The 17,076-nt window shown below is 36.1% G+C and carries 18 protein-coding genes and 1 pseudogene; 5 read left to right on the forward strand and 14 right to left on the reverse strand.

Annotated features, from left to right (window positions below):
- Window positions 1-5 precede the first annotated feature (5 nt).
- The 5 genes from GKP30_RS02985 to GKP30_RS03005 all read right to left on the reverse strand — a co-directional run bounded on the left by GKP30_RS02985 (window position 6) and on the right by GKP30_RS03005 (window position 4,689).
- Window positions 6-581, reverse strand: coding sequence for a TlpA family protein disulfide reductase (locus tag GKP30_RS02985; RefSeq protein ID WP_216827883.1), 576 nt, complete (start codon window positions 579-581; stop codon window positions 6-8).
- Window positions 559-1,554, reverse strand: a complete 996-nt coding sequence (locus tag GKP30_RS02990; protein ID WP_216827884.1) for a F510_1955 family glycosylhydrolase — start codon at window positions 1,552-1,554, stop codon at window positions 559-561. The genes GKP30_RS02985 and GKP30_RS02990 overlap by 23 nt, the downstream gene beginning before the upstream one ends.
- A 171-nt stretch (window positions 1,555-1,725) precedes the next feature.
- Window positions 1,726-1,935, reverse strand: a complete 210-nt coding sequence (gene copZ, locus GKP30_RS02995; RefSeq protein WP_216827885.1) for a copper chaperone CopZ — start codon at window positions 1,933-1,935, stop codon at window positions 1,726-1,728.
- A 29-nt stretch (window positions 1,936-1,964) separates the two neighbouring features.
- Window positions 1,965-4,352, reverse strand: coding sequence for a heavy metal translocating P-type ATPase (locus GKP30_RS03000; RefSeq protein WP_216827886.1), 2,388 nt, complete (start codon window positions 4,350-4,352; stop codon window positions 1,965-1,967).
- Between the two features lie 13 nt (window positions 4,353-4,365).
- Window positions 4,366-4,689: a metal-sensing transcriptional repressor gene (locus GKP30_RS03005; RefSeq protein WP_216827887.1), complete on the reverse strand. Its 324-nt coding sequence runs from the start codon at window positions 4,687-4,689 to the stop codon at window positions 4,366-4,368.
- 215 nt (window positions 4,690-4,904) lie between these two features.
- Between GKP30_RS03005 and GKP30_RS03010 the strand changes: the two genes are divergently transcribed.
- A complete protein-coding gene (locus GKP30_RS03010) occupies window positions 4,905-5,090 on the forward strand; it encodes an aspartyl-phosphate phosphatase Spo0E family protein (protein WP_216827888.1) in 186 nt (61 codons plus the stop codon).
- 39 nt (window positions 5,091-5,129) lie between these two features.
- On the opposite strand, the gene GKP30_RS03015 is transcribed toward GKP30_RS03010, so the two are convergent.
- The 8 genes from GKP30_RS03015 to yneA all read right to left on the reverse strand — a co-directional run bounded on the left by GKP30_RS03015 (window position 5,130) and on the right by yneA (window position 13,359).
- A complete protein-coding gene (locus tag GKP30_RS03015) occupies window positions 5,130-6,920 on the reverse strand; it encodes an ABC transporter ATP-binding protein (RefSeq protein ID WP_216827889.1) in 1,791 nt (596 codons plus the stop codon).
- Window positions 6,910-8,673, reverse strand: coding sequence for an ABC transporter transmembrane domain-containing protein (locus GKP30_RS03020; RefSeq protein WP_216827890.1), 1,764 nt, complete (start codon window positions 8,671-8,673; stop codon window positions 6,910-6,912). The genes GKP30_RS03015 and GKP30_RS03020 overlap by 11 nt, the downstream gene beginning before the upstream one ends.
- Window positions 8,674-8,978: 305 nt before the next feature.
- Window positions 8,979-9,197: a YneF family protein gene (locus GKP30_RS03025; RefSeq protein ID WP_216827891.1), complete on the reverse strand. Its 219-nt coding sequence runs from the start codon at window positions 9,195-9,197 to the stop codon at window positions 8,979-8,981.
- A gap of 116 nt (window positions 9,198-9,313) precedes the next feature.
- Window positions 9,314-9,757, reverse strand: coding sequence for a sporulation inhibitor of replication protein SirA (gene sirA, locus GKP30_RS03030; protein ID WP_236034850.1), 444 nt, complete (start codon window positions 9,755-9,757; stop codon window positions 9,314-9,316).
- A 211-nt stretch (window positions 9,758-9,968) separates the two neighbouring features.
- Window positions 9,969-11,966 carry a transketolase gene (tkt, locus tag GKP30_RS03035; RefSeq protein WP_216827892.1) on the reverse strand — a complete coding sequence of 666 codons (1,998 nt, stop codon included), beginning with the start codon at window positions 11,964-11,966 and terminating at the stop codon, window positions 9,969-9,971.
- Between the two features lie 140 nt (window positions 11,967-12,106).
- The gene (locus tag GKP30_RS03040; protein ID WP_216827893.1) at window positions 12,107-12,346 is read right to left on the reverse strand and encodes a DUF896 domain-containing protein; all 240 of its coding nucleotides are present in this window, start codon (window positions 12,344-12,346) and stop codon (window positions 12,107-12,109) included.
- A 60-nt stretch (window positions 12,347-12,406) separates the two neighbouring features.
- Complete coding sequence (locus GKP30_RS03045) at window positions 12,407-13,060, reverse strand: YneB family resolvase-like protein (protein ID WP_216827894.1); 654 nt, start codon at window positions 13,058-13,060, stop codon at window positions 12,407-12,409.
- A 5-nt stretch (window positions 13,061-13,065) separates the two neighbouring features.
- Window positions 13,066-13,359 (reverse strand): cell division suppressor protein YneA, encoded by a 294-nt coding sequence (gene yneA, locus GKP30_RS03050; RefSeq protein ID WP_216827895.1) that lies wholly within the window; start codon window positions 13,357-13,359, stop codon window positions 13,066-13,068.
- 152 nt (window positions 13,360-13,511) lie between these two features.
- Between yneA and lexA the strand changes: the two genes are divergently transcribed.
- From lexA to GKP30_RS03065, 4 genes and pseudogenes are all read left to right on the forward strand, one after another.
- The gene (gene lexA, locus GKP30_RS03055) at window positions 13,512-14,138 is read left to right on the forward strand and encodes a transcriptional repressor LexA (protein WP_216827896.1); all 627 of its coding nucleotides are present in this window, start codon (window positions 13,512-13,514) and stop codon (window positions 14,136-14,138) included.
- Window positions 14,139-14,205: 67 nt separating this feature from the next.
- Window positions 14,206-14,769, forward strand: coding sequence for a helix-turn-helix domain-containing protein (locus tag GKP30_RS03060; protein WP_216827897.1), 564 nt, complete (start codon window positions 14,206-14,208; stop codon window positions 14,767-14,769).
- 53 nt (window positions 14,770-14,822) lie between these two features.
- Window positions 14,823-14,951 carry an IS3 family transposase gene (locus tag GKP30_RS23975; protein ID WP_407928576.1) on the forward strand — a complete coding sequence of 43 codons (129 nt, stop codon included), beginning with the start codon at window positions 14,823-14,825 and terminating at the stop codon, window positions 14,949-14,951.
- 10 nt (window positions 14,952-14,961) lie between these two features.
- A pseudogene (locus GKP30_RS03065) lies at window positions 14,962-15,588 on the forward strand (IS3 family transposase); the annotation flags it as partial.
- Window positions 15,589-15,699: 111 nt separating this feature from the next.
- Here GKP30_RS03065 and glnA read toward each other — a convergent pair.
- A complete protein-coding gene (gene glnA, locus GKP30_RS03070; protein ID WP_216827899.1) occupies window positions 15,700-17,049 on the reverse strand; it encodes a type I glutamate--ammonia ligase in 1,350 nt (449 codons plus the stop codon).
- Between the last annotated feature and the right edge of the window lie 27 nt (window positions 17,050-17,076).

Consider the following 17,076-nt stretch of genomic DNA (forward strand, 5'->3'; position numbering starts at 1 on the left):
TACTATTAATTCCTTTCCTCAAGTACGGAATTCATTACATTTATCAACTCTCGTTCTGTCATTCCCCCTACCCTACGGTAAGCGATAACACCATCAGCATCAAGAACAACAGTTGTTGGAAAGGCAGTAACCCGAAATAAACGTGCAATCTCTCCATTTGCGTCAACTAGGTTATCATACGGAACCTCGTAATCAGATATAAAACCTAGTGCTGCCTCGTCACGATCTTGGTGAGCCATATTGATACCTACAAATTCAACCTGATTAGAAAATTGCTCATATACATTAATAAGATGTGGCATTTCTACACGACACGGTGGACACCAAGAAGCCCAAAAATTTAATAACACTGGTTTACCTCTAAAATCCTCCGAGTCAATACTCTGTCCTTCAAAGTTTTTTAGCGAAAAAACAGGGGCCTGATAGCCTACCTGTGGTAATACTAAATTATCTTCATTTGTTGCAAAAGAATTTTGATAGTTGCCAAACCATATGAAAAATCCGACAGTCATAACAACTAATACTAAAGAAAGCTTTTTCAAATGTTCAATTCCTTCCTTACTGTACTTTACCGTGATCAACTAAAACGTTCCATCTATCATCATTTTCTTGTAACAGTAACGATGAACGTTCTGTAGTAATAACAAGTTGCCCTTCTTCATTTACAACTATATAATTTACAGAACCATGCTCACTTGGATAGGTAATAGTTTCACTTTTGTCGCCAGTCCAAAGAGAAAGCGCTTCATTTGTTTCATTAAAGTAATAAACCATTTCATTACTTAATACTGCGAGTCCCTTGACATTGCCAGAACTGATTTCTGTCCAATTGACTCCACTGTCTTCTGATCGATACAATCCTTTAACTGTAGCTGCAAAAATTACAGAGTCATCTTCTGGTGAAAATGCCAGGTCGTGAACAGCATGGTGCTCTAATGGCAGGCCATTTGTTTCTATTCGGTCCCAGTTAAACCCTTGGTCCTTACTTCTAAAAATAAACGATGCAAAATTATTTTTAAAATCGAGTGCATGTCCTAAAATGTGATGATCGTCTTGATAACTGGCAGTAAGGGCATGGAAGTCGTATTCTCCTAGTAAGCTTCTGAACTCCCAAGACTGACCGCTGTCTTCACTCCACATAAACCCAAGTGGGTCAGGAAGATCACTACTATAGACTGGATGACCACTCGACATAAGGTAACTCGTATCTGCAACACGACTGAAGCCCATAAAGTCGTCATGCATTTCACCTAAATAGTAAGCCGTTTCAGGTCCTTCATATTCCACTATACCATGATGGGTTGCGATTAAATAACTTTCTGGATTCCTAGGATTTATTTCAAGACCGTGTATGTGACTCAATTCTTCTGTTTTTTCTCTTATCATTTCTTTTTCGTCAATAACAGGTTCATCGAATTCATCTTCTTCTATTATTTCTTCTGTTTCAACTGCTGTTGGATCTTCTGTGGGATCTTCACTTTGCCCGCACCCTGCTACTAGTATGGCACCTGATACTATAACTGAGACAAAGAGTCGTTTCTTATATTTTTTCACATTAAACACTCCATTTCTTTGAAGATATTTCTTTTTGTAAGCTTTGTAAGCTTTGTAACCCATTGCATCCATTAAGGGATAAACAACAACTGAATGAATAATTATAGCAATATTTAATGAAAAAAATATGAAGGGAGCACAAATTTTTCATTAGGCTCCCTTCATTCTCATTTACGCTACAACATCGAAGCCAGTGTCTTCGATTTCTGATTTTAATTGATCAATCGTTACTTCGTCCTCATTATATTCAACCGTAACTTCTTTATTTTCTAAATTAACTTCTGCTTGAGTTACTCCAGCAAGTTTTGTTAATGCACCTTCTACTGAAGCTTTGCAGTGTCCACATGTCATTCCTTTTACTTTAATAGTTTGTTTCGTCATTTTCATATCTCCTCATCGATTTTTTATTTTCAAAGCTTTACTCTTTTTAAGCGTAAAGCATTGCTAACTACTGAAACTGAGCTAAATGCCATCGCAGCACCTGCTACCCAAGGAGCTAATAAGCCTGCTGCAGCTATCGGTAAGCCGATGGAATTGTAGATAAACGCCCAGAATAAGTTTTGTTTAATGTTTCGCATTGTTAACTGACTCATTCTAATCGCTTGTGGAACAGCTAATAAATCTCCACGCATTAAAGTAATATCCGAAGCTTCAATCGCTACATCTGTCCCTGTCCCAATTGCCATTCCTATATCAGCCACAGCTAGTGCCGGCGCATCGTTAATACCATCACCAATCATGACAACCTTTTGGCCTTGTTTCTTTAATTCTTCTACTTTTTTCGCTTTTTCATCTGGTAATACTTCAGCAAATACTATATCAATCCCAACTTGTTCAGCAATTGCATTGGCTGTTCGTTCATTATCACCAGTTAGCATAACAACTTTAAGGCCCATCTTCTTTAATTGTTGAACAGCTTCTTTCGATGTTTCTTTGACTTCATCAGCAACGGCGATAATTGCAACGAGCTCGCCTTTCCTTGCGGCTAGCATCGCTGTCTTACCTTCTAGCTCTAATTTTTTTAATGTTTGTTCATGTTCATCTTTCAATACAATACCATAATCATTCATTAGTCTTCTAGTTCCAACCAATACTTCAGCGCGTTCAACTACACCTTTAATACCTCTTCCAGGTATAGCCTCAAACTGTTCATGCTCGATTAACTGAATGGCTCTAGATTTAGCTCCTTTAACAATCGCTCGAGCTAATGGATGTTCTGAATTTTGTTCAAGACTTGCAATCCATTGCAGTGTATTCTCTTCAGTTGAATTATCGTACATGATGAGATCTGTTAATGCTGGTTCACCTTTAGTTATCGTTCCTGTTTTATCAAACACTACAGTGCTTATTTTATGGGCTGTTTCTAACTGCTCGCCACCCTTAAACAGAATACCATATTCAGCACCTTTCCCTGTTCCAACCATGATAGAGGTTGGAGTAGCCAAACCTAATGCACAAGGACAAGCAATAACTAACACAGCTGTAAAATTGATCAGGGCAAGCTCAAAACTAGCTCCTAAGAAGAAGTACCATAAAATAAATGAGAATACTGCAATTCCAAACGCTGTAGGAACGAAATATCCAGAAATGATATCAACCATTCTTTGGATCGGTGCTTTTGATGTTTGTGCTTCTTCTACGATTCTTACAATCTGTGCAAGCGTTGAATCCTTCCCTACTTTTGTTGCTCTTAACTTAAAACTACCATGTATATTGATAGTGGCACCGATCACATCGTCACCAATATTTTTATCAACAGGGATACTTTCCCCTGTTAGCATTGATTCGTCAATACTTGAGTAACCTTCTACGATAATACCATCGACAGGTATTTTTTCTCCTGGTTTAACAACTACAATATCATTTAATTCAACTTGTTCAATTGGAACTTCAATTTCTACACCATTGTTAATAACAATAGCCTTTTTCGCCTGTAGGTTTAACATTTTCTTAATCGCCTCAGACGTTCTTCCCTTTGCCCGTGCTTCTAATAGTTTACCGAGAAGAATGAGAGTAATTATGACTGCACTCGTTTCAAAAAACAAGTATACTTCTCCTTGAAGGACGAGCCAGACAGAGTAGAAATAGGCAGCGGAAGTCCCCATCGCTACTAGAACATCCATATTGGCACTTTTATTTTTTAACGTTTTATATGCCCCCCGATAAAACTGCCATCCAGCATAGAACTGGACTGGTGTTGCTAATACCCATTGCAGGTATCCATTCATTAACCAATGGGGTAATAACATTCGTTCTGGGTAAAAATGATCAATCATCGTAATAAATAACGGTAATGAAAAAATGAGTGCAAATATAAATTTATTTCGCTGTCTTCTTATTTCTAACTCTTTTTCGTCGACTTCTGGCCGTTCAGCTACTGGTTGCTTCGCTTGAAATCCTAATTTTTCAATCTTTTCTGTAATACGTTCTAATTCTGTAATGCCCTCATAAAAAGTAACAGTTCCCTTTTCTAATGGAAGATTAACTTGAACCTCTTTAACTCCTTCCATCTTCCCTATCACTTTTTCAATCCTTGAGGAACAAGCAGCACATGTCATTCCTTTTATATCTAACTCCACTTTTTTAATAGGAACTGTAAATCCTAATTTATCAATTTTTTCAACTACTTTTTGTGTCGTGTTTTTGGATGAGTCAATCTGAATCGAAGCTTTTTCTAAAGAAAGGTTAACGGATGCTTCAACACCCTCCATTTTATTTAACACTTTTTCAATTCTCGTAGAACAAGCAGCACATGTCATACCCTGAATGGGTATATTCATTTCTTTTCTATCCATCATAATCACCTGCCTTTTATTTTGTAAATTGATGGATCACTTTCATTAGCTCATCTAATGCTTGTTCTTCTTCACCAGATTTTATCGCATTGGCAACACAACCTTTAGTATGCTGCTCCAGTAATGTATACCCTACTTTTTTTAGCGCTGCATTGACAGCTGATAATTGAACGAGTACGTCCACACAATACCTGTCTTCATCAATCATCTTCTGAATACCCCTTACCTGACCTTCAATTCTCTTCAAACGATTTTGGATCTTTTCTTTCTCCTCTTTACGTTTTGCTACTGAGAATGAAGGGGCTTCATTAATTACTTCTAACGGTATTTCTCTCTTCATAAGATCACCTCACACCCTTACTATACCCCCCTATAGTATGCACGTCAACTAAAAAACAAAATTATTAATTTTTAAACTTTAAATAGTCATTTTCCATTGGCTTTTTATTTTGTTAATAAATAAATAGATAAATTTGTAATATTTTTTCAATCGGTTGAGATTTTATCCAGTTTTTTGTATAATTTTTAATAGATGTAAACTAAAAGGAGAACACCATGTGCAAGGATACTATACTGGCAACAATAGAAGAGCAACGAAATAAGTTAATAACCATTGGACTGATTTATGGATTAAGTTCTCCGATTGCAGTACAAGAAAGTCAAGAACTTGATAGACTACTGAACTGCTATGATCAACTGAGAAAAACAAATGAGAGAGAACTAGAATTAGAAAAGCCTTAACTCACTAGGAAATAATTAGAGTTAAGGCTTCTTTGTTTTTTATGGAATACTAACTTGCTTTTCTGCTCCTTGTTGCAATAAATACATCTTATGATATAAACCAGATTGCTTTAACAATTCATCATGATTTCCTTGTTCAACAATTTCACCTTGATGAAGAACAATTATATGGTCTGCATCTTTGATCGTAGAAAGTCTATGAGCAATTGCAATGGTTGTTCTTCCTTTTCGCATTTTTTCTAATGCAATTTGTATCGCTTCTTCAGTCTCAGTATCTACACTAGCAGTTGCTTCGTCAAGAATTAAGATTTTCGGATTAATAGCCATCGTCCTTGCAAACGATAAAAGTTGTCGTTGTCCGCTTGATAAAGTTGAACCACGTTCAGCTACTTCAGTGTCATAGCCGTTAGGTAAGTTTTCAATAAAGGAATGAGCATGGACAAACTTCGCAGCCTCTTTTACTTGTTCATCCGTAATATGCTCGTGATATAGCCGAATATTTGATTTTATATCACCAGTGTACATAAATGGATCTTGAAGAACCAACCCTAATCGATTGCGTAATTCAACTTCAGAAAAAGTTTGAAGCGGCTGACCATCAATAAGAATTTCCCCTTCTTTGATTCCATAAAACCTCATTAAAATGTTGATAATCGAACTTTTTCCACTCCCTGTATGCCCTACAAGTGCGAGCGTTTCACCTTCTTTTACTTTAAATGAAATATTTTTTAAGACGTGTGTTTTCCCGTCATAAGAAAAAGTAACATTTTTAAACTCAATTTCACCTTTTGTAATCTTTGATTGTTCATTTCCTATTTGAGTTGGTGCCAGCTCATCATGGTCAAGTAGCTTAAATACCCTCCCAGCTGAAACAATCGCTTGTTGAAATAAAGATAAGCGCATCATCATTTGGTTTACGGGCTCAAAGAAACGATCTAAATAATTTACAAATGCATACAATACTCCAATCTCTATCGGACTATTAAGTGAAGTTATACCAAAATAACTAAGTATTAAAATCAAAGCTAAAATAGAAACAAAATCTACTGCAGGTCGGAGTAATAACCCATCTAACTTCATACTTTTCATCCAGGCACGTTGATGCTGATCATTAATTTCTTTAAACTCTTTTCTCATACGACGTTCTTGACGAAACAATTGAATGATAGACATCCCCTGAATAGACTCATTTAATTTCGCATTTAGTTGACTTAGTCTCTCACTCATATCCGCATAAAAACGTGAACTAAATTTACGATAGAGCTGCATCAGCATAAATAAGATAGGCAATAAAAACAAACAGAAAAATGCTAATTGAGCATTTAAATAAAACATTGCTACAAATATTCCAATTAGGAAGATAAAGTTTTGGACAAAAGTAGCTAGTACTGTTACATATAATTCCTTTATTGATTCAGAGTCATTTGTTATACGAGATACTAATCCTCCAGCTGGAGTACGATCGAAAAAAGAGAGTCCTAGCTTTTGAACTTTAGAAAACACGTCTATCCGCATTTGTTGAATAATCTTTAGGGCTACTTTTTGAAACGTAAACAGCTGTACATAATTTAAAATAACTGCACTTAAGTGAAGAACTATATACGTCGCTCCTAAAATAAATAAAGCCCTAAATTCAAAGACACGTGGTGTTAAGTAGTCATCAATAAATATCTTTACAAGAATGGGACCGATAATATCCGCACCAGTCGCAAGAATTAATAGTACAAATGCAAATGTCATTGTTTTTATATGAGGCTTCGTATAAGCAAGTAGCCTCTTAAAAACAGCACGTTGTTCTTTTGCGCTAAGAACACGATCTTTATGTTGCATGATTGTCCCCTCCTTGTTGCACTAAAGACTCAAGCTGTTGATGGTCATACATTTTTCGATACCAACCATTTTGCTTCATCAGTATATCGTGATTTCCTTGCTCAATAATTTTCCCTTCATCTAAGACAATAATCAAATCTGCATGCTTGATTGCACTTAAACGATGCGCCGTAATGATTGTTGTTTTATTTTTCCGTTCGTGACGTAGAGCATGTAAGATTTGCTCCTCCGTCTTTGCATCGACTGCTGAAAGTGAGTCATCTAATATTAAAATTTCAGGATCCAATATTAGTGCCCTTGCAATAGAAACCCTTTGCTTCTGTCCACCAGAAAGCGTAACACCTCGTTCCCCAACAATCGTTTCGTATCCATCAGGGAAACGTACGATGTCATCATGTATGGATGCAAGTTTACTAACTTCAATAATTTCATTAATAGATGCTTGTGGTTTTGCAAACGCGATATTGTCTGCAATCGTAGCAGAGAATAAAAAATGATCCTGTGGAACATAACCAATAGCCGTTCGAAGAGCATCGAACTCATACTCTTTTACTGAACGATTATCTAACCTTACCTCTCCATCTACGACATCGAACTCTCGCATAAGTAATTTTAAAAGTGTAGTTTTTCCACTTCCTGTTTTCCCGACAATTCCGAGTGTTTGCCCTTTATCAATTGTAAATTGAATTTTCTCTAACGTATTCATTTCTTCTTCACTATATTTGAATGAATTTATATCATATGAGATGTTTCCTTCTGGCATTTGACTATGGTTTGCATCAGAATCACTAATCTCTATCTTTTCACTTAATATGGACGATACACGGCCGTAAGAAGCTCTACCACGTTCGACAATATTAAATAACCAGCCAAAAGCTAACATCGGCCAGATAAGTAGACCTAGATAAATCGTGAAACTGGTCAACTGTCCTATCGTCATCTCATCTGCAATAACGTATCTTGCACCAAATACAACTGCAAGGAAGAATGAAATACCTACAATCAATGAAATCGTTGGATCAAACAACGCGTCCACTCTTGCTACTGCTACATTTTTCTCGACAACATGATTGGACTTCTTCTTAAAGGACTCCACATCTGCCTCTTCATGACCAAACGCTTTCGTTACACGTATTCCAGTCATACTCTCTTGTACTTTATCATTAAGTTCTGAAAACGCTGCTTGAGCTCCCGCAAATCGTTTGTGCAGTAAGGAACCATAGTAACTTGTCGATAATGCCATAAAGGGCATCGGAATAAGACAAATTAGTGTAAGCTTCCAACTAATAGTAGCTGCCATTGTAATAATAACAAATCCACCCATTGTTAGAGAATCTACTAAAGTCAATACTCCTGCTCCTGCAGTTTGTTCAATAGCTTTAATATCATTTGTGGAATGGGCCATTAAATCTCCTGTACGACGTTTTTGATAAAACCTGCGGGACATATTGGTAAAATGCTCATACAGTTGATTGCGCAATAACCTAGCTAGCCGAATCGAAGCACCAAATATCATAATTCTCCATATATATCTTAGGATATAAGTGCAAATTCCGATTAAAAGTAAGATTAACATCCACTGCATTAGAATTTCTCTCGTTAATGTATTTTTCTCAATATGGTCAACTATGACCCCTACAATATAAGGCGGTAAGAGCGATAAGAAAGATACGACCATCAATGTTAATATTCCTAAACCATACTTGCGCCTTTCTTTCTTAAAATACCACCATAAATCAATAAAGACCTTCATTCTTCCCCTCTTTTCTTTCTCTTCTCTATAAATGCAAAAAATAATAATAGTGAAAATCTTTCGAAAACCGAAACGACAAAATAATTTTATCAAATGGTAGCGTTTCTGGCTATAGGTCAATCTTGATAAATTATGTTAAAGGAATTCGTTTATTCATAAAGCTATGCCTAACCATCAATATCATCATCAACAGTACAGAGCTCCCAATTAAGTCTATAGAGATGCAGTTTCAAACTTATTATTTATTAATTGGCTCTATAATAAATAAAAAAACACCCCTTGATGAGGTGCTTGTCCCGTTCTTACTATTTATTAGACGTCTGCTTTTGCATCGCCTTCATCATCTGGTTGATTTTCTTCTGTGACGGGTTTTGTCCCATCTGCATCATCATGACACGTAACATTTGTTCATTAATTGGTGGGTTTTTCTTTAAATAATTCATCATAGTTTTACGGGCAATAAAAAAGCCAATCGCAACACCACCAATAAGGCACAATGTACCTACTAGGATATTAATCCACATAAAACGGCTTCCTCCTTCTTGTTGAAAAACATTTTCATCATAATAAGAATGACTAGTACAATCTTACTTATTATAACGTAACCCACAAATGAATAAAAGGTCTAAAGCAAAAATCTTTACACGAGTTTAACTTGTTTAATGGGATTTAGCCATCCATAACGATATGTTGAAACATCTAATGCAAAAAAAGAAGGACTAATCTTTCTCATTACTTCAAAAAACATCGTCTCAGCTTCAAATGATCCATCACTTACGATATGGATATAATTAGAGAATATAACCAATTGCGCCTTACTATTTGGCTCACTAATCTGAATACGATGTGCTTGATTAAAGAAAAAATAATCGGTTCTATGTTTAAAGGCTTGGAGAAATTGGTGTTGTAGCTCCACAACTGGAATTGGTTTAGAAATATACTCAATTTGTTTTTTTATAATATCTTTCTTTTCATCCAACGCTCTTGTTTCATCTAAAAACAAGTGAAAAAGTTTAGATTCTTGTCCAAAGTAATGTTGGGCAACTTCTTCATTAATTAGGTAGATATCATATTTTCGCATCATAATCCCCCCACCATTTTTGACAAGTATAATATAGCTACAGAAAAATTGTTGTCACTTTAATGGAGGACATACCTTCTAATTTTGTCGATTACTAAAAATCACTCGAGCTTTTCATAATATAAATCGTAAAAAATTAAGGGGACACAACTCTAATCAAGGCTAAAGAGGCTGACTTAATAAAGTCAACCTCCTTAAAAAAGTGCATTGAAAATTATTTTTGTAGCATCGCTTTAACACGTGCAACTACATTCTCAACTGTAAATCCGTATTCTTCCATGATCTTCTCACCAGGTGCAGATGCGCCAAAACGATCAATCGCAATGACATCACCTTGATCACCAACATACTTGCTCCAGCCTAGTGAAGAGCCCATTTCTATACCTAAGCGTACTTTTATTTCATTTGGTATTACACTTTCTTTATATTCAGCCGATTGCTGTTCAAAACGATCCCAGCTTGGCATGCTAACTACAGAAGTATAAATACCTTCTTTTTCTAACACTTTTTGAGCTTCTACTGCTAGTGAAACTTCCGAACCACTCGCTAGTAAAAGTGCACTTGCTTTTCCAATTGCTTCTGATACTACGTATGCTCCCTTTTTAACACCCTCATATGAATGTTCTTGCGTTGTTTCAAGTGTTGTAAGGTTTTGACGGGATAAGACTAGTAATGTTGGTTGGTCCTTACTTTCTAATGCAAGTTTCCAAGCTGAAACTGTCTCATGAGCGTCTGCAGGACGAATTATCGAAATGTCTGGCATTGCTCGTAATGAAGCTAATTGTTCAACAGGTTCGTGAGTAGGGCCATCCTCACCAACAGCAATACTATCATGTGTAAACACATAAATTACTGGGAGTTTCATTAGAGCAGATAAGCGAATAGCTGGTCGTAAGTAATCAGAGAAAACGAAGAAAGTTGCTCCAAATACTTTTACTCCACCATGAAGCGCCATTCCATTGACCGCTGCTCCCATTGCAAATTCACGAACCCCAAACCAAATATTTCTCCCACTATAATCCTCACGGTTGAAATTACCTGTATTTTTCATTAATGTCTTATTGGAAGAAGCTAAGTCTGCAGAACCACCAACTAATTGTGGAACAGTTGCCGCAAATGCATTGATAGCATCTCCTGAAGCAGAACGAGTAGCAACTCCTTTTCCTACTTCATATACTGGAGCGTTATCAGCCCAGCCTTGTGGAAGCACACCATTTATTGCCAACTCTAATTGCGCTGCAAGCTCTGGGTATGCTTCTTTGTATTTAGAAAACATTTCATTCCACTCTGCTTCTCTCTTCGAACCAGCCTCTTTTACATTGGCGTAGTATTCAGCCACTTCATCAGGTATATGGAACTCATTCTCAAATGCCCATTCATATGTTTCCTTTGTTAATTTAACTTCATCGGAACCGAGTGGTGCACCGTGTGAAGCAGATTTTCCTGATTTATTTGGAGAGCCATAACCAATCGTTGTTTTAACTTCAATTAATGTAGGACGGTCATCAGCTTTTGCAGCTTCTATTGCTTGTCCAATTTCATCAAGATCATTACCATCTTCGACGCGAATAACCTGCCATCCATATGCTTCGTAACGTTGTGCAACATTTTCAGAAAATGACATATTTAAATCGCCGTCTAATGAAATGTCATTTGAATCATACATAATTACAAGTCGACCAAGTTTTAGATGTCCTGCAAGTGAAGCTGCCTCTTGTGAAACACCTTCCATTAAGTCTCCATCACCACAGATAGAGTAAGTATAATGGTCAACGACTTGGAAATTATCTTTATTGTATGTACTTGCTAAATGTCGTTCTGCCATTGCCATTCCTACAGCCATAGCAACCCCTTGTCCTAAAGGACCTGTTGTTGCCTCTACACCTGGAGTATGTCCATATTCTGGATGTCCTGGTGTTTTACTTCCCCATTGTCTAAAGTTTTGTAACTCTTCAATCGATAAATCATAACCAGTTAAATGCAAAAGGCTATAAAGCAACATTGAACCATGCCCAGCGGACAGAACAAAGCGATCGCGATTAAACCAGTCTGGATTATTAGGGTTATGTGCCATATATTTTGTCCATAAAGAAAACGCCATTGGAGCTGCTCCCATTGGCATACCTGGATGTCCTGAATTGGCTTTTTCAATACTATCAATGGATAACGTTCGAATTGTATTTACTGCTAATTTTTCAACGTGAGAACTCATTCCTCTTTGTCACCCTTCCTATCATGTCCATTATATATATACGTCTCTCATCATATACTTTCTTTCCTGTTTTAACAAGAAAAGAAAGTAAATTTTATCTATCAAAGATAGCTTTTACATTAAAAAGTAAAATCATCCAATCAATGTTGTATCCCTTTATTGGCTTTTTTGGAATCCTTTAACTTTTTAGGGGTGACCTCTTGACCTTTTTCATCGACAATTTTTACAGAGTGTAGTTGTTGTTTGAATGATGCACGAAACGTTTTTACATACTCTGCACGAAGCTGTTTTTGTTCCTCAGCTTCTTTATTGGTTAAACCAGTTGTCTTTGCCCGACTGGCAAGTTCGTTTATTCGTGCAATCTTTTCTTTTGATAACATGTATTATTCCTCCTAGAAGACACATCCATTTCTTCTATTAATGTACACGAACAACTAATATCATTCAACTTTGTTCTCTTTTTCAACATGTTCTAAATAACGTCTATTAACAGTTGCTTTAGAAGTAACATACCCTATTCCATTTAAGAAGCTACTAATCTCAGAGAATGTAAGACCTTTTTCACGTAATTTAAGTATCTCTTCAATAGGTAATTCCTTTCTCTTTCTTCCACCTAATTGGTGCTTTGATAAGTTGTTTTGAGGCTGATATCCGTTATTAATTGCTTTTTTCATACCTCTTTTTATTTTCATGTTATGTAACTTTCTTTGATATTCTTCTACGATCCCAATGATCTCCATTAATATTGTATCTAATTCAGTTGGTTCAAGTTCATTTCCGAAGTTAGAGAGTGTATAAATTTTTTTGTTCATTTTTCTAATTTGATATAAAAGCGCTGTTTTCGTATTTCCTCTACCTAGCCTTGTATCATCTTGAATCAGCAATACATCACAATCACTTTTTAGTAACTCCAATACTTCAATAATTCCTTCTCTATCCGTTTCATACCCACTTTGTCGTTCTTTAACAACTTTTATTACTTCGAGCTGTAGACGATTTGCTAAGTCAATTAATTCTTCAGCTTGTCTATTTAAAGATGATGTTTGCTCATCATTATTCGTACTGACTCTACAGTAAATTACTGCTTTTACCAAACTTCTCACCTACTGTTCGTATCTATTGGAATAACTAAAGTTTGCCCAGCTATTAAATTTGATTCTTGCATCTCGTTGGTTTGAAGGACCCAGTGAATAAACTCATCAACCGAAAATGGATGATCATATTTTGTAGCAAAACCCCATAAAGTATCTCCCTCTTTAACAACTATTTCAATCGGTTCCGCTAGTCCTTGTTTTTCAGCCCCCGCTACGGACATAAAAGCAAAAAATACGATAGAAAGAACAAATATAATAACTAGAGTTATCTCTTGTCGACTTAAATTTACTATTTTCATCAAAATCACCTCATAAGAATGTATGTTCTTGTCTTTTATTGTAGATGAGAACACCCATTCGTGTCAACGGCAAATTAGAACTTATGTTTGCATCCATTTTTTTGACATGATATACTTTATTTAAGATTAATTGGATAAATGAGGTGTCAGTGATGACAAAAGTGTCGAAAAGACAACAAGAAATCTTAGATTATATCAAAACTGAAGTTCGAAAAAAGGGTTATCCACCTTCAGTGCGTGAGATCGGTGAAGCTGTAGGATTAGCATCAAGTTCTACTGTTCATGGTCATCTATCTCGCCTCGAAAAAAAAGGGCTTATTCGCCGTGACCCTACTAAACCAAGAGCGATTGAAGTTACTGATCAAGACCAAGTTGAAGCAGAACCTGGAATAGATACAAGAACTGCATTTGTACCAGTAATCGGTAAGGTAACAGCTGGACAACCTATAACAGCAATTGAAAATGTAGAGGAGTACATCCCACTGCCAGAACGTTTAGTATCAAACGACTCAGTCTATGTTCTTATCATTGATGGAGATAGTATGATAGAGGCTGGAATATTTGATGGAGATATGGTCATCGTTCGACAACAACAAACAGCGAATAATGGAGATATCATAGTTGCTATGACTGAAGAAGATGAAGCAACAGTTAAACGCTTTTTCCGGGAGAAGGATTACATCCGACTGCAACCAGAAAATTCTACAATGGAACCAATTATACTTAAGAACTGTACAATCCTCGGAAAAGTAATCGGAGTTTTCCGTACGATTCATTAAAAAGGACCGCCAATGTACTGCACCCCAAAAGTTAGAGTAGAAAACTAACTTTTGGGGTGTATTTTTTATGGCTAAATATAGTGAATCATTTAATTTAATGTTAGTAAAAGAATACCAACAAGGAAAATTAAGTTATAACTTGTTGGCACAGAAGCATGGTATGAGAAACAGTTCACCCATTAAAAGATGGGTAAAAGTATTTGAGAAATTTGGTATGAGTGGGTTAATTGGTAAGATGAATAAAGAAACTTATTCTGTTCAATTTAAGCTAGATGTATTAAGCTTTATGAAAAGAACAGGTTCTTCAGAAACGGAAACAGCCCTTCAGTTTGGGCTAACAAACCCTCCTATGATAGCTTCATGGAAGAAGTCTTTTTTAGAGGGTGGTACCGAAGCACTGGATAGACCGAAAGGACGGCCACCTATGTCTGATGAAGCAAAGAATAAGAGAAATAAACAATCAGAAGAAAAAGAGATGATTTATGAACAAAAATTAGAGAGAGAAAACGAGCTACTTCGTCTAGAGATAGAATACTTAAAAAAGTTGCAAGCTTTTCAGATGGATCCGGAAGGCTATCTCGAAAAGCACAAGCAGCGTTATCATTCGAACTCAAAGAAAAATTCAGACTAAAAGATGTTCTACAGAGTATTCCTGAATCATCCTATCACTATCATATAAAAAGGATGAAGAGAGATAATCCAGATCAAAAACTAGAAGATTGTACTCAATCCATTTATGAGGACAATGACAGAAATTATGGATATCGTCGCATCTATTTAGAATTAAGAAATCAAGGCCTTGAAGTAAAATAAAAAGGTTTACAGAATTATGAAGAAACTTGGACTTAAGGGAGATAAATTTAGACGAAAATCACGTAAGTACAGTTCTTATAAAGGGCCAGTTGGTAATATAGCGAAGAACCTGATTAACCGTCGTTTTCATACCAATGTAAGCCATCAAAAACTAACAACAGATATCACTGAATTTAAGTGTTTAGATGGGATGAAGCTGTATCTAAACCCAATTATGGACATGTTTAACGGTGAAATTCTTTCATTTGGAATTAGTAGTCGTCCAACTTTAGACCTTGTCCTAAAACCTCTTGAAGAAGCCCTTATAATTGTAAAAGATTCCAAGTACAGAACAACCATACATTCTGATCAAGGTTGGCATTATCAGCATAATAAATGGGTAAAGACGTTAAAAGAGAACAAAGTATTTCAAAGCATGTCTCGAAAAGGAAACTGTATAGATAATTCACCAATAGAAAACCTTTTTAGTTTATTAAAACAAGAAATGTATTATGGAGAAGCACGTTGTTCATTTGAAGATTTAAAAAAGAAGATTGAAGACTATATTGAATATTATAATAATAAACGCATAAAACAAAAATTGGCAGGCATGAGTCCGATTCAATACCGAATTCACACCAGCCAATTAGCTGCTTAATATAAAACTCTAACTTTTAGGGGTCACATCACAAGCGGTTTTTTTTTAATTCAATAAAATGTTGTAACAACAAAAAAAGGAGACGCATTACACGTCCCCTTTAAATAACTATTAATATGAAGATAGATACTGTTCGCGCTCCCAAGGGTGAACCTGCGTACGGAACATATCCCACTCAATTTCTTTTGCCTCAATAAAGTGTTCAACTGCATGCTCACCTAAAGCTTTGATTAACACTTCATCTTGAGCTAATTTATCCATTGCTTCTTTTAATGTTGCTGGAAGATCTTTAATGCCTTCTTCCTCGCGCTCTTCTTTACTCATGATGTAGATGTTACGATCAGTAGCTTTTGGTGGAGTTAGCTTACGCTTAATTCCATCAAGTCCTGCAGCTAACATTACAGCCATCGCTAAATATGGGTTTGCAGCTGGGTCTGGTGAACGAACTTCTACACGTGTACTTAGACCACGAGAGTTTGGAATACGAATTAACGGACTACGATTACGCATAGACCATGCAACATATACCGGTGCTTCATAACCAGGAACTAATCGCTTATATGAGTTTACAAGTGGATTTGTAATTGCTGTAAAACCTTCTGCATGATCTAAGATACCAGCTAGGAATTGCATTGCTGTTTCACTTAATTGAGATTCTGTATTTTCATCGTAAAAAGCATTTCCTTCAGCTGAAAATAATGACATATTACAATGCATACCCGATCCATTAACACCAAATAATGGTTTCGGCATAAATGTCGCATGTAGTCCATGCTTACGAGCGATTGTTTTTACAACGAGCTTGAATGTTTGGATATCATCACAAGCTTTAATTGCATCAGCATACTTGAAATCAATTTCATGTTGTCCTGGAGCTACTTCATGGTGCGATGCTTCAATTTCAAAGCCCATTTCTTCTAACTCTAGTACAATATCACGACGGCAGTTTTCCCCTAAATCTGTAGGAGCTAAATCGAAGTAACCACCTTTATCATTTAATTCTAGAGTCGGCTCGCCTTTTTCATCATTTTTGAAAAGGAAGAACTCTGGTTCAGGCCCGATGTTAAATGATGTAAATCCTAATTCTTCTGCTTCTTTTAGTACGCGTTTTAAAATACCACGAGGGTCACCTGCAAATGGAGTTGGTGCTTCACCTGGCTTACCTGGTTGGTAGACATCACAAATTAGACGTGCTACTTTACCTTTTTCAGAAGTCCAAGGGAAGATTACCCAAGTATCAAGATCAGGATATAAATACATATCCGACTCTTCAATACGAACAAATCCCTCGATCGATGAACCGTCAAACATCATTTGATTACTTAATGCTTTGGGCAACTGGTTAACAGGAATTTCAACGTTCTTAATAATTCCCATTAAATCAGTAAACTGTAAACGAATAAAACGAACATTCTCTTCTTTTGCTACCTTTAGAATATCTTCTTTAGTAAATTTAGCCATAGTATGTATTCCCCTTTCAAGTATTTA

The sequence above is a fragment of the Alkalihalobacterium elongatum genome, assembly GCF_019024285.1.
GTDB lineage: Bacteria > Bacillota > Bacilli > Bacillales > Bacillaceae_F > Alkalihalobacterium > Alkalihalobacterium elongatum.